The organism is Vibrio sp. Vb1166, assembly GCF_033338695.1.
GTDB classification, from domain to species: domain Bacteria; phylum Pseudomonadota; class Gammaproteobacteria; order Enterobacterales; family Vibrionaceae; genus Vibrio; species Vibrio alginolyticus.
In genome coordinates, this window is record NZ_JAWOTE010000046.1 from 1 (window position 1) to 18,620 (window position 18,620).

Sequence of the window (18,620 nt, forward strand, 5' to 3'; positions counted from 1 at the left end):
GCCACCCCAACAAATAACGAAACCGTGCTTAAAACCACAAGGGTTAGCAATAACTTCTTCAAAGTTAACCTCTGCTATCTTGGATTACAGTTCAACGGTTTGCTTTATCTCACTGACCATTTTTTCTGTTGCTGTCACACCAGACATCGACAAGTACCACGCGTCCACATCTAAATAAGTGATTTTATGATTTTTATATGCCGCAGTAGCTTTGACTAAGTCGTTATCCATGGATTTACGAATATCGTTATCCGGCGTACCTGTCAGAGAATTTCGGTCAACCACGAGAATATTTTTCGGGTTAGCTTCACGAATAAACTCATAAGAAATGACATCTCCGTGAGTGCCCGTTTTCACGTGCTCAACCGTTTCCAAGAAGCCAAAGTCGTTATAAATGACGCCAAATCGCGACTGGGCACCAAACGCGCTGATGTTGTCACCCATGCTCAAAATCGTTAATGCATCATTTTTGTTCGATTGGTTGTAGTCACGGATTGCTTTGAATTGAGCATCTAGCGCTTCAATTTTCTGCTCTACTTTTTCTTCGATATTGAAGATCTTACCAATATTGCGCCATTGCGCTTGCGTGCCTTCCCAATAGCCTTGGTTCTCTTTCGCCGCAAAAACAACTGTAGGGGCAATTTCACTCAGCTCTTCATATTTCGCAGACGCTCGCGGACCAACCAAAATCAAATCCGGTTTTTGCATGTAGATGGTTTCAAAATCAGGTTCAAACAAACTACCCGCAGAGGTGTAGTTATCTTTGCTGTATTTTGAAAGGTAACTAGGAAGATTAGAAGAGTTAGATACTGCAACAGGATCGATACCAAAGTTGTCCAGCGCATCTAGCGGGCCAAAGCCAATCACAACCACACGCTCTGGGGATTGTTCTAGCTCTGTTTGACCCATGTAGTGGTCAATCACAACTTTAGCAGCGAAAGAAGGAGAAACAGTAAATAACGACAGCATAGCCGCACCGACGAATTTTTTCATTTTGTTAAGCCTTAATGAGATCTATTATCATACGCGTTCGCAATATAACGCTACTCTTTAATGCATTCAACAAAATTTAAGGTACTTTACATTAGTTACGTTTACTCAAGACTTAGATATATCAAAGACTTATAAAACCCATCAGTTCCAATACCTGGGCGTATCATTCATGCGCTTCAATAAACGCTTTGAGTGCCAGCTCATCAATAATCTCCAAACCGTTGTCCGTTTTTGTAATCAATCCCTTTTCAATCAAGTCCTTAACTGCACGTCGATAGACTCGGCCTGAGGTACCAAACCGCTCAGCCTCTTGGTTCACTTTATCAAAACCACCAAGCAACTTATCCGTCTGATTACGGACGAGAAGATCATAGGCAATGTTGTAAGTAATGGGATGCAACAAACGATTAGTGTAGATATCCATGGAGTCTTGATAATCCTCAGCCAATGCTGAAGCGAAGAACACCATCATTTGGGGATGATTTTGCAGTGCTTCGGTTAGTTTTTGGATACAGATAACATCAACCTGCATATGTTCATCTGCTATCACATTCCATTGACAAGGAGTCTGAGTGAAGAACTCCATTTCACCATAAATATGATAGTCGCAGTTAGCTTCCCCTAATTGAAAACGTCGTCCATTTGCGGCCAATATGTTCATCGAGACTCGACCTACTGGCACAACATACAAGTACTGAAGTTGCTCACCTTGGCGGAGAATTGCTTCCCCAGCATCAAAGTAACGCGAATTTATTTGGCATTGATAAATCAAATCGCGAAAGGTGGCACTCTTTTCTTCAAGGTATGTTTTGAAGCGACCAGTCGGATAAGGGCTGATTTTCATTTTCTGCTCTCTCAGAAAAAGTTACGGACAACTATTTAAGGTGGATTGTACCCCGTAACTCCAAATAAAAAAGCGACAGTGACCTGTCGCTTTACATCTATTCTGTTTATGTGACTTACTGAGATAGAGACTGGCTAACGCTGAGCAACCAAGGCTTCTAATGCCGTAATCGCGGCACTCTTCTCACCTTGCATCATTACTTTGGCCTCATCAACGTACTGACCAACACCTTCTTTCACATCTTGTTGATACAGCACCACGTTGTTTAATATCGAAGCCACATGAAGGCCTCGTAGTCGACCGACCGTAAACAGCGCAGAGGTTTCCATATCGGCACCTAAGATGCCTTTCTTGTTCCAATGTTGGCATATTGCATCCTCGTCATCGGTATAGAAACTGTCGTGAGAACGCACCACACCAAAATGATAATGCACTTTTTGCATCGACAAGTAACGCTCAACTTCCTTTAACAGTGAAAAGCTTGCGTAGGCTGGATAAGACGAATCGACATACGCTTTAGAGCCGCCCTCATCTCTTACCGCGCCTTCGGCAATGATCAACTCGCCAAGATGAATGCCTGATTGCATTGCCCCCGCCGATCCAACGCGTACCACATGAGTCACACCGCACTGTTTTAGCTCTTCCACTGCGATGATCATCGATGGCGCACCTATACCTGTACTACATACTGAAACAGGCTTGCCTTTGTAGTTGCCGGTAAACACACGGTACTCGCGGTTTTCCGACACCATTTCTGCATCATCAAATAATACCGCGATACGATTCGCTCGATCTGGCTCGCCGCATACAATAACGAGGGGAGCGATTTGTGTTTCATCCACTCCGATATGAGGTTGTTTGGCCATTTTTCGTTCCTTACGCAGCAGCGTGCGCTAAGGTTTTATCGCCATTGCGCTTAGCGCTACGAGCCCACTCACGCGTGCCATTGGCAGCGATGAACATAAGAATCGCGTACTGAACAGACATTGCGTAAACACCTTGCGTCGCGTAGATACCCACACTGATAATATTAATCACAACCCATAGAATCCAGTTTTCGACGTATTTACGTGTCATCAGAATTTGTGCAACAACAGAAAGTACTGTCATGGTTGCATCCCAGAACGGGAACGCGTCAGGTTCAAGCACCGGTTCAGCCAAGCCAGCACCAAAGAGATTCAAGCTATCAACAGCAATGTTTGCTAGCGCAAAGAAAAATGGGTCGATATAGATCGTTAATAATGCGATACATGCAACGCTAATAGAGGCAGTAGTAATAAGTTTCTGTTTATTTAACCAGCGAACCTCCAGCGTTTCACCTTGTGCGTTTGGACGAGTCCACGCATACCAGCCGTAAATGTTCGCACAGAAGAAAAACAATTGAAGAAGCAATAATCCGTATAACTGAATTTGAAAAAAGATAACGGCAAAAAGCGTGACATTCAGCAAACCGAATAAGTAGTTGATGGTTTTTTCTTGGCTGGCAAACCAAATGCAAAGCAGTCCAAAAACGGTACCGAAAGCTTCGATCCAGCTCATTGCGTAGCCGTCGCCAATCGGAATGTTAACGAGAGTATTATTAATATCGAGTAAGGCAAAGAGGTCCATAACATGTCCTTTATTATTTTGTTTGGAATACGCTTATATTAGAGCGTGATCCCCAACAAAAAGGAGGACATTTGTCCTCCTCTTGATGCACTCGATCATAATTCAGTTCAATGTTTACTTGAAAGCAATAAATGATGCTATTGAACGGTGTTGGAAATAGACGTGCCTATGAGTCCAAGCCTAGATAGCGTTTTTTGAATGCAGAAGCTGATGCAAATAAAGCTGACGCCAAAAGTGTAATAATAAAGCCAATTGCGTACTCAAATGCTTCATTAACCAGTAGCTGATAGCAGCTCACAAAAAAAATCAATACAACTGTAATAACATTAACTCGGTGAAACCAAGGGTGTTTTACAGACAACTTAGCGTAACCTTTTGATAACATTTGACTAATCCGCCAGACAACAATTAATAGTTTTATTTATAATCAACGACGATAGTAAGGCTTTATCGTATAAAGAGAAACGACTTTTTTAATTTTTTAGCTCAACATCACACGTCATTCAGTGAGGTTTGACTTTAACCTCTTGACGCTTTTTCGTTCCACTAGAGTCGGCTCTAATTGTACGACCTGTGCCTCTGTTGATTTTTCATCCAACTTTCGGACAAGAGTCTCAACGGCAGCCTGCCCCAAACGGTACTTAGGCTGATGAATGGTAGTTAGCGATGGCGACATAAATTTCGCGATATGGATGTCATCGTAACCAATAATGGATAGGTCGTCCGGCACTTTAATACCGAGCTCATTTGCGGCGTTAATCACACCCATCGCCATCATATCGTTAGAGACGAAAATCGAGCTGGGTAATGCGCCACGTTGAGCCATTTTTTTGAACGCTTGATACCCACCCTCACATTCGAAGTCAGACTCAATGATCCAATTGGCATTAAATTCCAAGCCAGCTTCGTTCATTGCTCGCTTATAACCTTCGTATCGCATTTGCGCTTGGTGTTTAATCAAAGGGCCAGTGATGCACCCAATTTCGGTATGGCCGCAATCAATTAAGTATTTCGCCGCTAAGTAACCGCCACGAAGTGAGTTGTCTTGGATTTTATCGCTTGTAAATAGCATCGGCCCCCAGTCCATTACCACAACTGGGATATCTGGGTAACGCTCAAATACATCGATACGCTCTCCTTCTAGCGACGAGCACATCAAGATCAAACCATCGACACGCTTTTGCAATAGCGTATTAATGGATTGACGCATACGTTCGTTATCACCCTCGGTGTTACATAAAATGAGGCTGTAGCCTTTTTGGTAGCAGCTGCGCTCTACGCCTTTTACGACTTCGCCAAAGAATGGGTTGGTTGAGGTTGTCACGAGCATACCAATGGTTTTGGTACGATTGACTTTGAGGCTACGCGCCAACGCAGAGGGCGCGTAGTAGTTAAGCTCTTTTGCGGCATTGTTAACGCGTTCAGAGATCTCTTCGCTCACAAAACGCGTCTTGTTAATAACATGGCTCACTGTTGAAGTGGAAACCCCTGCCAGTTTTGCGATGTCTTTCATCGTCGCCATGTTACTACTCCTATTTTAATGAGGCGTTGTGCGCCTTATTGTTCAGCGAGAAACGCGTCCACCTCTTCGCGGGTTGGAATCGACGTTTGCGCGCCAAAGCGGGTCACAGAAATTGCAGCCGCCGCATGTGCAAACTTAATCGCTGATTCTAAAGGTAAACCTTCTAGGAGACCAGTGACGAATGCCCCATTAAATGTATCGCCCGCTGCGGTAGTATCCGTCGCTTCAACGCGGAAACCCGAGATGATTTCGCCTCGACCGTTTTGGCTTAGCCAAACGCCTTTTGCACCGAGTGTGATCATGACAATTTCTATACCTTTACCATGTAGCACATTCGCCGCTTCTTGCGCGCTTTCGTTGTCTGTTACAGTAATACCTGTCAGAACTTCAGCTTCCGTTTCATTTGGTGTAATCACGTCAATGCAAGACAGTAATTCATCTGACAGTTCGCGAGCTGGCGCTGGGTTCAGAATGACATTGGTTTTGGCATCTTTCGCTACACGCGCAGCTTTCTCAATGCCGCACATCGGCGTTTCCAATTGCATTAGCAAGTAATCTGCTTGGCGAATACGCTCTAAATCTGGCTCAATCGCTTCTGCTGTCAGTTTGGCGTTTGCTTCAGCTGAAATGCAAATGCTGTTCTCCCCACTGTCCGACACTTGAATCATCGCGATACCTGTCGGGCAATTTGGCTGCATCTTCACACCAGTGATATCGATGCCGTCCATTTTGAAGTTTTCGCGAATGTTAATGCCGAATGAGTCGTCGCCCACACAAGCGATAAAACCGATGTCTGCATTTAATCGCGCCGCCGCGACGGCTTGGTTGGCACCTTTGCCACCTGGGATAACTTGATAGTTGCGACCATGCAGCGTCTCGCCTGGGCGAGGGAAAGAAGGCACTTGAAGAACATGGTCAGCGTTTACACTACCTAACACCACTAACTTATTCATACGGTTATCCTCGGTTCTGAATGAACCCTTTTTAAAAACTGTTTAGGAAAATACATTAGATGACTTTAACTTCTCTTCCTGACGAAGGAGTCTCGATAAAAAGCCAAAGGCATCTATACCCCACACTTTGCAGTATTTTGGGTAAATTTGCCCTCACCTCCTAAACGACAGATATAAACGGAGGAGAGAGCAAAATTTAGGATGATTTATTGGAACTTGAAACTTACTTAGTGACTACTTTTAGTGGTACTGGGATGTACTCTTCTACTTCTTCACCTTTCAAAACTTTGTCAGCCGTTTCAACACCTAAAGCACCGATAAGGTCTGGTTGCTGAGCAATAGTTGCCGCTAGTTTGCCACGGTTAACTGCTGCAATGCCGTCTTCCGTACCATCAAAACCAACGATAACGACATCTTTGCCAGAAGCTTGAACTGCGCGAAGTGCACCTAGCGCCATTTCATCATTCTGTGCAAATACCGCTTGTACATCCGGGTTAGCCGCTAGCAGGTTTTCCATTACGTTTAGACCTTTTGTGCGGTCAAAGTCAGCTGGTTGGCTAGCAAGAAGATCCATATCGCTGCCCTTCACGGCATTCATAAAGCCTTCACCGCGCTCACGCGCTGCCGATGTGCCCGCAATACCTTCAAGTTGAATGACTTTTGCTTTTTCGCCGACTTTTTCCATGATGTAGTGGCCTGCCATTTCACCACCAATTACGTTGTCCGACGCGATGTGACTCACAACTTCACCACGGCTTGCACCACGGTCTAATGTCAACACAGGGATCTTAGAACGGTTCGCCATACGAATTGCATTAGACACTGCATCAGAATCCGTTGGGTTGATAAGAATTGCTTTTACGCCGCGAATACTTAAATCCTCGATGTTCGACAGTTCTTTACTCGGGTCATTTTGCGAGTCCAGTACAATTAAGTCGTACCCCAATTCTTTCGCTTTTGCTTCCGCACCGTCTTTCATCGTTACGAAGAACGGGTTGTTTAGCGTCGAAACCACAATCGCCATGGTATCTTGAGCTTGCGCCGCTACCGATACGGTTGAAGAAAGAAGTGCAGCAGAGATAAGAGTTGCAAGTTTTTTCATCGTTCTAGTCCTTTGTGTAGGGTGAGCCAGTACACGTCCCCTGACTCGGTTTGTATTCACTGTTTTATATATACAGATTGTTATGAATTACTTGTTTTTGTTGTCTACCAATACCGCCAGCAAGATAACCACTGCTTTTGCAATCATTTGGTAGTAGGAAGAAACATCAAGTAGGTTAAGTGCATTGTTCAAGAAACCGATGATCAGCGCACCAATCAAGGTACCCATGATACGGCCTTTACCGCCCATCAAGCTGGTACCGCCAAGAACAACCGCTGCGATAGCGTCTAGCTCGTAGCCCATACCTGCTGTTGGCTGCGCCGAAGAAAGACGAGACGTTACAATAATGCCTGCAAGCGCTGCTAACATACCGCAGATGGCGTAGACACCAATCTTCACTCGGTCTACATTGATACCTGATAGGCGAGTCGCAGACTCATTGCCGCCTAGTGCGTAAACATAGCGACCAAAGCGCGTGTGGTTAAGTAAATACCAAGCCGCAGCGAACACAACCACCATTAACCAAACAGGAACTGGAATGCCTAGCGCGTAGCCAGTACCAAACCATGCGAACGCATCCGCGGTGTCAGTAAAGCCTGTCGAGATTGGACGACCTTCGGTGTACACCATGGTCACACCGCGTAGTAACGTCATGGTAACCAGCGTAGCGATAAATGCCTGCACCTTACCCTTCGCAATAATGATACCGCTGATCGCACCTAACGCTGCACCTGCGACTAAAGCAGTTGGAACCGCCACTAGCACCGGAACCTCAAGCGCAATCATGCTTGCCGCAAAGGCACCACACAATGCCAATACCGAACCAACACTTAAGTCGATGCCTGCTGTTAAAATAACTAATGTCATACCCACTGCGATAATGGCATTCACGGAGGTTTGACGAAGAATGTTGAGAATGTTGTCGACCGTAAAAAAGTTCGGGTTCAAAAATGACACAACAACGATCAGAAAGATCAAAGCTATCAGTGATTTTTGCTCAATCAGCCACTCTTTTGTGAACAACTTCTTGTTGCCAGTTTCGGTTGGTTTGCTCATGGTATTCGTACTCATGCTGCTTCCTCATTGATCTCTTTGCCTACGGCACAGGCGAGTAATTTTTCTTGATCGGCGTCTTTCGCATCAAATTCGCCAGTGATACGACCTTCATGCATCACTAAAATACGGTCGCTCATGCCGAGCACTTCAGGCATCTCGGAAGAAACCAAGATGATGCTCATGCCTTCGGCCTTAAACTTGTTGATGAGCTGATAAATCTCTTTTTTTGCTCCGACATCAACACCACGTGTTGGCTCATCCAGAATCAGAACTTTAGGTTTCGTCATTAACCCTTTCGCAATCGCAACTTTTTGCTGGTTACCACCAGATAAGTTGCCGATGATTTGATCTCGCGTTGGGGTTTTAATGTTGAATAACTTAATAAAATCTTCCACTGCAATCACTTCGTCGCTGTGTTGAATCTGGAAGCCTTTGGTCAGCTGGTTTAGCGAACAAAGTGACATGTTCTCCTTAACTGAAAGACCTAAAACCAAACCATCGCCTTTGCGATCTTCAGAGATGTAAGCGATACCATTTGCCAAGCCATCTTGCGGGCTAACCGGGTTAATAGTTTTGTTATCAAGATTGATAACACCATGCTCACTAGGTAATGCGCCGTAAATGACTTTCATGAGTTCAGTGCGGCCTGCGCCCATCAAGCCAGAAATTCCAAGAATCTCACCACGCTTGAGAGTAAAGCTCACATCCTGAACGCCAGATCCAGTCAAACCAATGACTTCAAGACAAGCTTCGCCATGTTGTACATCAATACGTGGATATTGCTCTTCTAATTTTCGGCCAACCATCATTTCAATTAGGCCATCTTCATCAGTGTCGGACACCTTGCACTCACCGATAAACTTACCATCACGAAGTACGGTAATGTCGTCACAGATTTCAAAGATTTCTTTAAGACGATGCGAAATGTATACGATGCCGCATCCTTGCTCGCGAAGCTCATTAATCACTTTAAACAGTGATTCCGTTTCGGTATCGGTCAATGCGTCCGTTGGCTCATCCATAATGATGACTTTCGACTCAAACGAAAGTGCCTTTGCAATTTCCACCATTTGTTGTTCACCAAGGCTTAAATCGCCAAGCAATGTTTTTGATGAGTGCTTGACATTGAGACGTTTTAAAAGCTTGTCAGCTTCGTCATACATTTTGCCCCACTGGATACGCCCTAAGGATCCAGTGAACTCTCGTCCCAAGTAAATATTTTCGGCAATCGTCAGTTCAGGAATCAGGTTCAGCTCTTGGTGAATAATACTAATACCAGCTTCCTGTGAATCGCGTGGCCCTTTAAAGGCCGCCGGCTGACCTTGATATTGAATGCTCCCCGCATCCATGTGGTAAATGCCTGTCAACACCTTCATTAACGTTGACTTGCCTGCTCCATTTTCACCCATCAGCGCCATAACACGGCCTGGATAAACATTCAGGCTTGCTTTGTCGAGTGCTTTTACGCCCGGAAACGCCTTCTCAATTTCGCTTAGTTGTAGAATGGCTTGAGTCATAATCTGTCCTCAATATCTCTGGCTTAAAAAACCACGCCCGCTTGGAAAATAACGTTCGCATATGGCGAGCATTCGCCGGTTCTTACGATAGCGCGACTTTGCGCCGTACGTGCTTTAAACGCTTCATGTGACACGTAGCTCACTTCAATAGATTTGCCCGTTTCTTCACTCTCTTTGCTCAGTTCGTTGAGCAACGCTTCATGCAAAACTGGGCTTGCATCAGAGAACTCTTCCGCAATGATGACCCCTTCGATTTGGGACTCAGATAGAATTACGCGAACAGTATCAAGAAAACTTGGTACCCCATGCGTTAGCGCCAAATCGATTCGCTGAACATGCTCTGGGATTGGTAGACCAGCATCACATATCGTGATCTCGTCGGTGTGGCCTAGCGTCGCCACCAAGTAAGAAATATCTGAGTTAATTAGGGTACTTTTTTTCATCTCATCGACCTTTCGGTTACACGTTCATACAACCATGAGCGCCTGTTTTAAAGTGTTTTCGTTATTAACAGAAAACTCATCGAAACGTTTCGATGAAATAATAATTCGTCATCGCAATTTGACCAGTGTGAGATCGATAAGGTGTGAGAATGATCTGTAATTCAATTGTCATTGAATAGGAAAAGTGCACTTGAGTCACACTTTACCATCGAAACGTTTCGATGACGATATTTCCCTGTCATTACGGTTAGGTTTTATACAGGGAGGAAGGAAAAGAGACGTCCAACTACTGAGAAAACTTCTAGTTAATAAGCTCGAAACCTTTCACGTCATCACAATTCTTAGATAGCTGCCTGATTTTGGAGAACGCTCACCTTACAATCTGGTTACAATTTGCCAAAACACATCATCCGTTCAGTACCTTACCTGGTACGCGACGTTTGTAGGGACACAAACGGAAACTAAGAACCATAATGAAGTTAAGCAATAGAGTCATTTTGCTTGTCGCGCCAGTGATCTTATTAAGCGCGTTAGTATCTAGCTATATTATTTATAGCATTCAAAAAGTGACGCTCATCAAGCGGGAAGACAGCTATATTCAGTTGCAGATGGAAAAGCTCGCCGGGCAGTTTCGACAAGCGAATATTTTTCTTAATAGCTATGCCTATACGCTCAGTAAAAGTGATGTATTACAAGACTATTTGGTTAATCATAACAACCCCTATCGTGAGCGAGTCTTGTTTAATCGATTAGACGAGACCGCTGAAGTATTAAGCCATGGTTACAAAGGCGATGCGAGCATGGCGATCCTCGACGGAAAACAAAACCTTCTCTACTACACAGAAAACAAGTATTACGAATCATCGGGCGTGGTCGACCCAAAGGTGTTAGAGTACATATCACGAAGTTTCAATGAGAGAGAGGCTTTCAGTCACACTGGCTTTATTTATAACTCCAGTGGACAAAGCATTCTTCTTCAATACGAGGTCGTCGACAAAAGAACGGGGACTCACCCTTTGAGCTTTGACTCAAAAAATGTGTTTTTTGTGGTAGTTTCCGTATCACTTGAAGCCTTTAACGAGATTAAGCATGACATCGAGTTTGACACGCACAGCGTGATTACTTTCGCCGACAAACCCATTTATCTTGATATTCCTCTCGCTCAAACCATTGAGCTGCTGCCGCACTTTTATGCCGTGCTTTCTCCTGCCGAATATTTAATGTGGAATAAAGTCGATAAAGTGTGGCTAGAACTTGCTTTCTCCTTTGGCGTAGCGGCGTTTTTCACCATCACATTAATCATTTTGGTGTTGTATCGCTATGTGTTGCGCCCCGTTTCTCGCCTTGATAAGCAGCTGAACGAACTTGAATCTAATCAACGTGACAATATTGAAAAGCTAGAAACAAACGATGAAATAGGACGCCTCTCTGCACGCTTTTTTGATATGTATGAGGAACTTAATGTCATCTATAAAAAGACAAAACGCCTAGCTGAAACGGATCACCTGACGCAACTCGCCAATCGCCATCGTTTTCATGAGCTTGCCACTCGTGAACTTATCTCCCCTTCGCAGTTTTTGTGGGTTGTTTACGTCGATCTTGATAACTTTAAATACGTGAATGATAAATACGGGCATGAATTGGGAGATAACTTATTAAAAGTGTTCTCATCACACATCAAGAATGCTTGTCAAAAGTTCTCGCACGATTACAACAGCCCCTGCTTTGCCGCCAGGTTATCTGGTGACGAATTTGCAATTTTACTGAGCTCAAATCAAGAGGTAAAACGCTTGCCTGATTTGCTTGCATCAGAGCTGCTAAAACCAATTAGTAATCTCAGTTCATCTTGGAGTAATTCATTTCCCGTTACGGCAAGCGTAGGTATTGCACAATATCCTCAAGACGGTACTGACATCGCGAAGTTACTCTCCAGTGCCGATGCGGCTATGTATCAAGCAAAACGGGCAGGGAAAAATCAATACGCCTATTATTCAGCCGCTCTCAATATTGAGTCTCAAAGACGAAGTCAACTTGAACGTGCGCTCCGAAAAAGCAATGTAGAGGAAGAATTTCACCTTGTTTTTCAACCCTATATGAACAATCGAAGCAACGAAATTGAGGGGTTAGAAGTCTTGTTGCGCTGGGAAGCCGAAGGTATCGGCCCTATCCCTCCAAAGGAGTTTATTCCAATTGCAGAGCAAGCCGGATTATTTGATAAAATTGACCGCTGGGTTTTCGCCAATGCAACGGCGGAATACCATCAATTAAGGAATATTTTCGGTAAGGATATTGTTCTTTCGGTCAATCTTTCATCAGCAGAGCTAAACTCGATAGAAATGGCAAACTACATCCATGAACAAGCGACACTGCACAGTGTTAAACCAGAATGTATTGAGATAGAAATAACCGAAACCTTTGCCGCAGAACAACAAGGAACGGCTCTACTTGATGAGCTATCAAAACGTGGCTACCGTCTTGCAATTGATGACTTTGGTTCTGGTTACACATCGTTAACTCAGCTCGTTCAGTATCCGGTTCAAAAAATCAAATTTGATCGAGAGTTCCTCGTTACATTGATGAAGACCAACAACGGCCATGTGATCAAACCTATTATTGAGCTATGCCATGCCCAGAATAAAACGGTTACAGCAGAAGGTATTGAACACAATATGATGCATGAATGGCTATCGGCATACCGCTGCGACTATATGCAAGGCTATTTATTTGGCAAACCAATGACTAAAGAACAATTGAGCTTGTGGTGGCAATCGGCAAATGACGACAGTCGATTTGATGCGTCCATGGCCAGCTCAATTAGGGTTTCAAGAACATAAGTTAAGGGGAGACGTACAGCTGTCACAACTGTGGCGGCTGTATTTAGTTATATATGAGCTTTATTGATAGATGCTCAGCTTTTGTTCCCCCATACCTATATCTATGACTTTAGTCGAGTAAATCACTATTTATTCGTTTTTAAACCAGCACTTCCTTGAAATCCAAACCGGTCAAATTCAGCGCTTTGACGCTATCGTACAAGCCACCTTTTTTGTCCGTGCAAAACGTTCTGAGCCCAGCACCTTTTACTCTGAACAAGTCAGATTCATTAACGGCTTCTCTATTCAAAACGAGTTTCTTAAACGGTCTAGCACGACTTAGCTTACCATGACGAAGATTATACTCGGTAGCAGAGGTATCAATGGCATCAATTTGAGTGACAATGTTTAATGCTCGCCAAGGCTTTCCTTGTAGATTTAATGGTAAAAATTCGACATTCTCGCTCAACACATCGAGCTTATCCGCAATAGAAGCGGATACAGCAAGAGTAAAAGATCCCCATGCTGCAATATCAGGCCTGGGTAATGGCTTTTCACCCTTAACGTCTAACCATTCAATATCAATACTTTTCCAACTGGCTTTAACAGACTCTCCATAGAGTTGGATAGGTTTGCTTGCCGTTACTTGAAGAGACATTTCCAATGGCGACTCTCGCAACATTGCAAAATCATTAACATTGGGAGTGACAATAAACACTTTATTAAATGCTGTCATAACCGTCCTTAAATAAATTTGAGCGCTTTTCTTAATGAGATGAGCACTCTCCCACCAAACCAAACATAATAGATAGAGTTTACTTTCATGTTCAAAAATTTAATGAATTCAGATCTGGCGTTCTTCTCTTTTAATTTCGAAGTTTTATTATTCATATATTTAATCCACACGATAGAATTATTTTTTCAATTTTTACTATGTACCCTTCCTTATGTAATCGAATAAATTAGAGAATAAACAATAGCACGCATCACTTCACTTTTGTCGAGCTCATCACTCTCACTTAAACGATACATTCACAAGTTCAATTTTTGTACGACTTAGACTTAGCTTTGTCAATCGTGAATTAAAAACAACCGATTCACCGCTGTTTTACTGCCTTTTCTTACCACCCTGTTGTTTATTCATACATTATAAATGCACTTATACACATAACGATTCGGCGTTACGATTTGTTACGAGTTAAATCACAAACTTTTGAGGTATTGGATAAAGCGTAGAAAAAGAAAACACATTGAAATAAAAAGAGTTTCTAAAGTACGAAAAATAAAACGCCGTTTTTATAAATTGGCAACTTCACAAATATCCTTAAACACAGTTTTATTAATTACATATATCAGATATTATTTACGCCGAAGTTTATAGAAACCATCGTTAAACTTCATATTTTATATAAGTTTCAAACAGTTAGTTTTTAACTCGAGAAATTATCGTCAACCCAATATCAAGCACCTAAGCGTGCAATAAGAAACATTGGGAATAGAATTATATTGATGTGCATGTTGTTTTAACGAGTGCATGAAGCAATCGGTAAATTTGTAACACCATAGAGTTTTATTTAGCCAAGATGAAAAAGTTAATTATATTATTTACATGTGCGCTGTTGTCTGTCTCACCTTTTGCTTTTGCAAAACAATCAGATAACGAACCCAGGGATCATTTACGACCAAAGCAAGTTGAACATGTGTTTAAACAAGCCAAGCTAGATGGCATAGTAGACTTTAAGTTGTTCAGTGACGCTTACATCGCTTATCAGAAGACACCCGATAGAAAGAAGTCGGTACTAACGATCATCGACTATAGTAAACCATCAACTGAAAAGCGTTTTTATGTGGTTGATTTAGATAAAAAGAAGCTAATTTACAATACGTATGTTTCTCACGGCGTGAACAGCGGAAAGAAAACAGCGACACAGTTTTCAAATGTCGTGAACTCGCGAAAAACATCATTGGGCACTTTTTTGACTGATACCACTTACTACGGCTCAAATGGCTATTCACTTCGATTAGATGGGCTAAGCTCTGGATTAAACGACAAAGCTCGCGAGCGTTACATTGTCGTGCACGGTGCCGATTACGCAAACCCTTCCTTCATCAAGAAGAATGGATACCTCGGACGCAGTTGGGGTTGCCCTGCTTTGCCAGAGAAGTTGTCTCGCGAGATCATTGACACCATAAAAGGCGGCAGCGTTATTTACGCAAGCGCATAATATCGATGCGACGAATATGGGGAAGAAAAAGAAGATTCTATTTCTTCCCCAGTAATAATCCTGTTAGCTTAATCGTCCTTGTGCAACGACTCTCTTTCCATTTTCGCTTACTCGAAAGCGAAAAATTATTGTGTTATTCGCTCATATGCCTAAGTGCGATCAGAAAACTCTGTTCATCCCCCTTCCATCTCGTTAGTATACGCTGAGTTCATCAGACACTGGCTTTCATCGTTATCATAGTTCCACTAAGATTCCTTAATCATGGTGGGTAACTGTGGCTTTATATGTTTAGGGTTACTTCTTGCGTTATCTACACCGTATATTATTGATGCTTTCTTTGTCCCTGCTTTCAGGGCTCATCACAGCTTCATATGCGCATGAGTGGCACCACACCAAACATTACACTTCCGAGCGTCTACTTAAACTCTCTCAACAAGACGATTTTGAGCTAGCACACACTGATTTTCATGCCTCAGCTTCTCTGAGCTCTTGGGGTTCAGAAAGTTACTACCTACATATAAAGCGCGAGTTGTTCGGGCTTGTTTCCTGTCGCCGAACATCAGCTACTGATGGCGTTTTATCATCAGATTTTACTCCTGATTATTTTTTACTTATTGCTTTCTCTTCTCCACCACTACTGGAGTTGGCAAAACAAGCATCTCGCTTACCTCTAGACAGTTATGGCGGACTCATGAGTCAACGCTCTCTTTATCGCCTCTCAGGAAGAAAGGAAGCGAACTTAATGTACGTCTTTACTCATGGTCGCAACGCCTTCTCTGTTGTTTAACTTTTTATGACATACAGAGAACACGAAAATGTAACGATAAGAGCCAATATGCTCATTGTTACTAGAACCAATTTGAGGTCCATATAATGACAAGAATCGCTACAACCATCGCACTAGCATTACTATTTTCAGCGGGCTCAACCTTAGCAAACACAGAAACTAAGCCAGAAGAAATGAGTAACGACACTCTGTTAGAGTGTGCCAACGTTTCTAACGCACGTATTGCAGTTCCGGAACACAGAGCGATGTTCAGACACTACTTAATGTCTGAGAGAGACTACAGCTTTGACCAGCTATCGTCTGCCGAACTTGAATTTAAAGCAGCAGATAAGAATAAGTCTGAAGTAGAGAACATCTACAAGTCTCAGTGCAAAGAAGTTGGCGAATACCTATATAGCATTGGCTATTAAATTCGAAACCCTAACGACACTCAAAAAGAAAGGCGCATACATTGCGCCTTTCTTTTTACTGACAAAAACCTGTCGATTAGATGTCTAATCTGCATACAAGCTTAAAAGTGTAAATCAAGTAAACTTACTGAGAAAACTCAGACACATCCTTGGGTTTACAGAACGCTCGACGTGCTTTAACAAACAAGAAACTAAGCACTCCAATCACAAGAGTAATTATTGGTGCCGCCATTAATAGCATTGTGATTGCTTTGCTCATATTTTCCGGTAGCAAAGGAAGTAATGAACCAAAACCGCATAATATCAGCGTCCATAAAATCGCACTCAGCCACGCAAAGTAATGGAATTTACTAATACGTTTCACTCGCAACCCCATCATTAATGGCAATAGGGAACGAACAACCGGAATAAACCGCGCGCACAAAAGCGCAACCAATCCATGTTTACTGAGTAATACGTCGACTTGTTCCAAACGCTTTTGAGGAACCGCGCTCACCCAACCTTGGACCTTAGGTAAGCGATTTAGCCACTTGCCTTGTAAATAAGCCGCCCAACTTCCCAATCCCGCACTAACAGCTATCACCAACATGATCATAATTGGGTCAAGGACGCCAACCGCCGCCAGCGTACCGGATAATACGACGACACTGTCGCATGGGAAAGGTGCAGCAGGAATAAAACCACTTTCCAAAAAAATAATCACAGCAACAACAAAATAAACTAAACCTGCACTGCCTGGCGCCATTAACGCCGTGAAATCTTGATGCCAAAAGGCACTCAAGACCTGAATTATCGAATCAAACATAAACCGCTCCTAAGCATAATTAACCAAAAGTTGCAAAAACATGGAATGTGTTAGCGAGCATGTATAAAGCGGTATATAAAATTCGATTCTTTTCTCACGCCGATTCTGTATTTAAAGTGAGTAAAAATACTTTCAATACAACAACCTAAAGCCTCATTGCCGATGCGTTTTAGCCGCTTCATCGAGTAAATTGCCGAACGATGCGCCCACCATGCTACATCAAGCATTTCAAACCATTCGGGTTCTACATCGTCGTTCGAGCTCATTTCCTTAGCATGGCTAACCCTCAATACATTCCGGCTGTTTAAACTCGGATAGTCTTGTTGTATTGGAGAGATAGGATATTCTGAAAAGTGCTTCGACTTAGCGTCAACAGCAATATTCTGGTTATGAAAGGAAAGAAAATTTGGGTGTGAGTGCGCCAGGCTCATGCTCGGAGCCAACAAGCAGAAAAGTAGTCCGAGTAAAGCAATCAGAATCGTACGCACAAAGGTAACCAAAACCAAAATAATAAGTTCTTTTAACCCTGTGCGTAACTATTGGCAATTAGTATTCTTAATCGTTAAGAATACTAATTATTTTTCACCGTAAGGGTAGCTTTCAAACATCTTCGCGATTTCTTCTTGGATGAGAGATTCTCTTTTCTCAGAGCTCATTGACTCAGACAGTTTACGACTTGAAACGCCTTTCCAAACGACTTGATTAGCCTTTGCATCAACCAGTTCAACCACCAACTTCCCATACTTACGTTCTTTATATCTTTCTGGGCTTGAAGTGATCACACCAAAGCTATTCCAGCCATAGCCAAAGCTCACCGACGATCCTGAAGAAACAAGCTCGGATTCTTCTACGATATCATGATGTACGTAAAGGTCACCGCCACTATTTACCTTAATTAAACCCTTACCCTCAAGCTGTTCAGCAAGCCCTTGCTCAATACGTCGACCATCAATACTGGTAGGAGCTTCCGCCTGAGCACCGAAGTCAAACGTTCTGTAAGCTGAAAAGTCGGCTTGTTTATCTACATCGGTTGTAACGGTAGTACAAGCAGATACCAGCATCACCACCAGCCCTAATATCAAACCTCTCATCATGTTAAATCTCCTTTGGTTAAGCTGACTGTTTCAGCAGAATTACCCTGTGTTATACATACGCATCAACAGTAAAAAGTAATCATTTCAATATCTAGTCTTGACCATGAAACGTGACTGTTCAATAAACGAGATTAACCTTTACACAGAAAATCTTGAATATCATCAACATCTAAACACCTAAGAATTCGGTGTTTACGACCTAATTGGAAGCCCCTAGGCTTAGTAGCGGAATCGCGAGTGCCACAAAAAACCAGAGACAATGAACACTTTAACATCAGTCCGCTACTTTTTTAGGCAACTGACAAACATTTGATGAGAAAAGACTTTTCTTTTTCGTCCAGTGTGGCATATTAACTGAGTCCTATCGATGCGCGGGCATCGTATAATGGCTATTACCTCAGCCTTCCAAGCTGATGATGCGGGTTCGATTCCCGCTGCCCGCTCCAAT

Annotated in this window: 18 protein-coding genes and 1 tRNA gene; 5 read left to right on the forward strand and 14 right to left on the reverse strand. The window is 43.0% G+C overall.

What is annotated here, in order from left to right; all coding sequences use genetic code 11:
* Positions 1–84: 84 nt before the first annotated feature.
* From R7E51_RS23085 to rbsD, 10 genes are all read right to left on the reverse strand, one after another.
* On the reverse strand, positions 85–993 hold the full coding sequence (locus tag R7E51_RS23085) for a siderophore ABC transporter substrate-binding protein (RefSeq protein ID WP_005376635.1): 909 nt from the start codon (positions 991–993) through the stop codon (positions 85–87).
* A 163-nt stretch (positions 994–1,156) separates the two neighbouring features.
* A complete protein-coding gene (locus tag R7E51_RS23090; RefSeq protein WP_005382613.1) occupies positions 1,157–1,837 on the reverse strand; it encodes a Crp/Fnr family transcriptional regulator in 681 nt (226 codons plus the stop codon).
* Between the two features lie 134 nt (positions 1,838–1,971).
* Positions 1,972–2,703, reverse strand: coding sequence for a nucleoside phosphorylase (locus R7E51_RS23095; RefSeq protein WP_005373131.1), 732 nt, complete (start codon positions 2,701–2,703; stop codon positions 1,972–1,974).
* 10 nt (positions 2,704–2,713) lie between these two features.
* Entirely contained in the window at positions 2,714–3,445 is a 732-nt protein-coding gene (gene pnuC / locus R7E51_RS23100; protein ID WP_025767870.1) for a nicotinamide riboside transporter PnuC, read from the reverse strand.
* A 499-nt stretch (positions 3,446–3,944) separates the two neighbouring features.
* Positions 3,945–4,967: a substrate-binding domain-containing protein gene (locus R7E51_RS23105; protein WP_005373138.1), complete on the reverse strand. Its 1,023-nt coding sequence runs from the start codon at positions 4,965–4,967 to the stop codon at positions 3,945–3,947.
* Positions 4,968–5,002: 35 nt separating this feature from the next.
* Positions 5,003–5,920, reverse strand: a complete 918-nt coding sequence (gene rbsK, locus R7E51_RS23110; RefSeq protein WP_025767872.1) for a ribokinase — start codon at positions 5,918–5,920, stop codon at positions 5,003–5,005.
* Positions 5,921–6,143: 223 nt separating this feature from the next.
* On the reverse strand, positions 6,144–7,022 hold the full coding sequence (gene rbsB, locus R7E51_RS23115) for a ribose ABC transporter substrate-binding protein RbsB (RefSeq protein WP_005373143.1): 879 nt from the start codon (positions 7,020–7,022) through the stop codon (positions 6,144–6,146).
* 87 nt (positions 7,023–7,109) lie between these two features.
* Positions 7,110–8,093 carry a ribose ABC transporter permease gene (gene rbsC / locus R7E51_RS23120; RefSeq protein WP_005382618.1) on the reverse strand — a complete coding sequence of 328 codons (984 nt, stop codon included), beginning with the start codon at positions 8,091–8,093 and terminating at the stop codon, positions 7,110–7,112.
* Positions 8,090–9,595, reverse strand: a complete 1,506-nt coding sequence (rbsA, locus tag R7E51_RS23125; RefSeq protein WP_085569089.1) for a ribose ABC transporter ATP-binding protein RbsA — start codon at positions 9,593–9,595, stop codon at positions 8,090–8,092. The genes rbsC and rbsA overlap by 4 nt, the downstream gene beginning before the upstream one ends.
* A 23-nt stretch (positions 9,596–9,618) precedes the next feature.
* Positions 9,619–10,038, reverse strand: coding sequence for a D-ribose pyranase (gene rbsD / locus R7E51_RS23130; RefSeq protein WP_005382620.1), 420 nt, complete (start codon positions 10,036–10,038; stop codon positions 9,619–9,621).
* A gap of 473 nt (positions 10,039–10,511) precedes the next feature.
* Between rbsD and R7E51_RS23135 the strand changes: the two genes are divergently transcribed.
* The gene (locus tag R7E51_RS23135) at positions 10,512–12,872 is read left to right on the forward strand and encodes an EAL domain-containing protein (RefSeq protein ID WP_206957751.1); all 2,361 of its coding nucleotides are present in this window, start codon (positions 10,512–10,514) and stop codon (positions 12,870–12,872) included.
* 139 nt (positions 12,873–13,011) lie between these two features.
* Here R7E51_RS23135 and R7E51_RS23140 read toward each other — a convergent pair whose 3' ends face one another.
* A complete protein-coding gene (locus R7E51_RS23140) occupies positions 13,012–13,587 on the reverse strand; it encodes an imm11 family protein (protein ID WP_025767876.1) in 576 nt (191 codons plus the stop codon).
* 847 nt (positions 13,588–14,434) lie between these two features.
* Between R7E51_RS23140 and R7E51_RS23145 the strand changes: the two genes are divergently transcribed.
* The 3 genes from R7E51_RS23145 (at position 14,435) to R7E51_RS23155 (ending at position 16,273) form a co-directional block, all read left to right on the forward strand.
* Entirely contained in the window at positions 14,435–15,076 is a 642-nt protein-coding gene (locus R7E51_RS23145; RefSeq protein ID WP_017633652.1) for a murein L,D-transpeptidase catalytic domain family protein, read from the forward strand.
* A gap of 328 nt (positions 15,077–15,404) precedes the next feature.
* A complete protein-coding gene (locus R7E51_RS23150; RefSeq protein ID WP_017633653.1) occupies positions 15,405–15,863 on the forward strand; it encodes a hypothetical protein in 459 nt (152 codons plus the stop codon).
* An 86-nt stretch (positions 15,864–15,949) separates the two neighbouring features.
* Positions 15,950–16,273: a hypothetical protein gene (locus R7E51_RS23155; RefSeq protein WP_005382624.1), complete on the forward strand. Its 324-nt coding sequence runs from the start codon at positions 15,950–15,952 to the stop codon at positions 16,271–16,273.
* Between the two features lie 124 nt (positions 16,274–16,397).
* Here R7E51_RS23155 and R7E51_RS23160 read toward each other — a convergent pair whose 3' ends face one another.
* From R7E51_RS23160 to R7E51_RS23170, 3 genes are all read right to left on the reverse strand, one after another.
* Positions 16,398–17,078 carry a DedA family protein gene (locus R7E51_RS23160; RefSeq protein ID WP_115386592.1) on the reverse strand — a complete coding sequence of 227 codons (681 nt, stop codon included), beginning with the start codon at positions 17,076–17,078 and terminating at the stop codon, positions 16,398–16,400.
* A gap of 50 nt (positions 17,079–17,128) precedes the next feature.
* Complete coding sequence (locus tag R7E51_RS23165; RefSeq protein ID WP_225455293.1) at positions 17,129–17,566, reverse strand: hypothetical protein; 438 nt, start codon at positions 17,564–17,566, stop codon at positions 17,129–17,131.
* Between the two features lie 87 nt (positions 17,567–17,653).
* Positions 17,654–18,172 (reverse strand): DUF4136 domain-containing protein, encoded by a 519-nt coding sequence (locus tag R7E51_RS23170; protein ID WP_005382627.1) that lies wholly within the window; start codon positions 18,170–18,172, stop codon positions 17,654–17,656.
* 371 nt (positions 18,173–18,543) lie between these two features.
* On the opposite strand from R7E51_RS23170, the gene R7E51_RS23175 reads away from it, so the two are divergent.
* Positions 18,544–18,618, forward strand: a tRNA-Gly gene (locus tag R7E51_RS23175).
* The last annotated feature ends 2 nt before the right edge of the window (positions 18,619–18,620 follow it).

Excerpts from the sequence above, each read along its gene's own strand:
- R7E51_RS23085 (WP_005376635.1), bottom strand. The coding sequence starts at position 993 with ATGAAAAAATTCGTCGGTGCGGCTATGCTGTCGTTATTTACTGTTTCT.
- R7E51_RS23090 (WP_005382613.1), bottom strand. The coding sequence starts at position 1,837 with ATGAAAATCAGCCCTTATCCGACTGGTCGCTTCAAAACATACCTTGAA.
- R7E51_RS23095 (WP_005373131.1), bottom strand. The coding sequence starts at position 2,703 with ATGGCCAAACAACCTCATATCGGAGTGGATGAAACACAAATCGCTCCC.
- pnuC (WP_025767870.1), bottom strand. The coding sequence starts at position 3,445 with ATGGACCTCTTTGCCTTACTCGATATTAATAATACTCTCGTTAACATT.
- R7E51_RS23105 (WP_005373138.1), bottom strand. The coding sequence starts at position 4,967 with ATGGCGACGATGAAAGACATCGCAAAACTGGCAGGGGTTTCCACTTCA.
- rbsK (WP_025767872.1), bottom strand. The coding sequence starts at position 5,920 with ATGAATAAGTTAGTGGTGTTAGGTAGTGTAAACGCTGACCATGTTCTT.
- rbsB (WP_005373143.1), bottom strand. The coding sequence starts at position 7,022 with ATGAAAAAACTTGCAACTCTTATCTCTGCTGCACTTCTTTCTTCAACC.
- rbsC (WP_005382618.1), bottom strand. The coding sequence starts at position 8,093 with ATGAGTACGAATACCATGAGCAAACCAACCGAAACTGGCAACAAGAAG.
- rbsA (WP_085569089.1), bottom strand. The coding sequence starts at position 9,595 with ATGACTCAAGCCATTCTACAACTAAGCGAAATTGAGAAGGCGTTTCCG.
- rbsD (WP_005382620.1), bottom strand. The coding sequence starts at position 10,038 with ATGAAAAAAAGTACCCTAATTAACTCAGATATTTCTTACTTGGTGGCG.
- R7E51_RS23135 (WP_206957751.1), top strand. The coding sequence starts at position 10,512 with ATGAAGTTAAGCAATAGAGTCATTTTGCTTGTCGCGCCAGTGATCTTA.
- R7E51_RS23140 (WP_025767876.1), bottom strand. The coding sequence starts at position 13,587 with ATGACAGCATTTAATAAAGTGTTTATTGTCACTCCCAATGTTAATGAT.
- R7E51_RS23145 (WP_017633652.1), top strand. The coding sequence starts at position 14,435 with ATGAAAAAGTTAATTATATTATTTACATGTGCGCTGTTGTCTGTCTCA.
- R7E51_RS23150 (WP_017633653.1), top strand. The coding sequence starts at position 15,405 with ATGCTTTCTTTGTCCCTGCTTTCAGGGCTCATCACAGCTTCATATGCG.
- R7E51_RS23155 (WP_005382624.1), top strand. The coding sequence starts at position 15,950 with ATGACAAGAATCGCTACAACCATCGCACTAGCATTACTATTTTCAGCG.
- R7E51_RS23160 (WP_115386592.1), bottom strand. The coding sequence starts at position 17,078 with ATGTTTGATTCGATAATTCAGGTCTTGAGTGCCTTTTGGCATCAAGAT.
- R7E51_RS23170 (WP_005382627.1), bottom strand. The coding sequence starts at position 18,172 with ATGATGAGAGGTTTGATATTAGGGCTGGTGGTGATGCTGGTATCTGCT.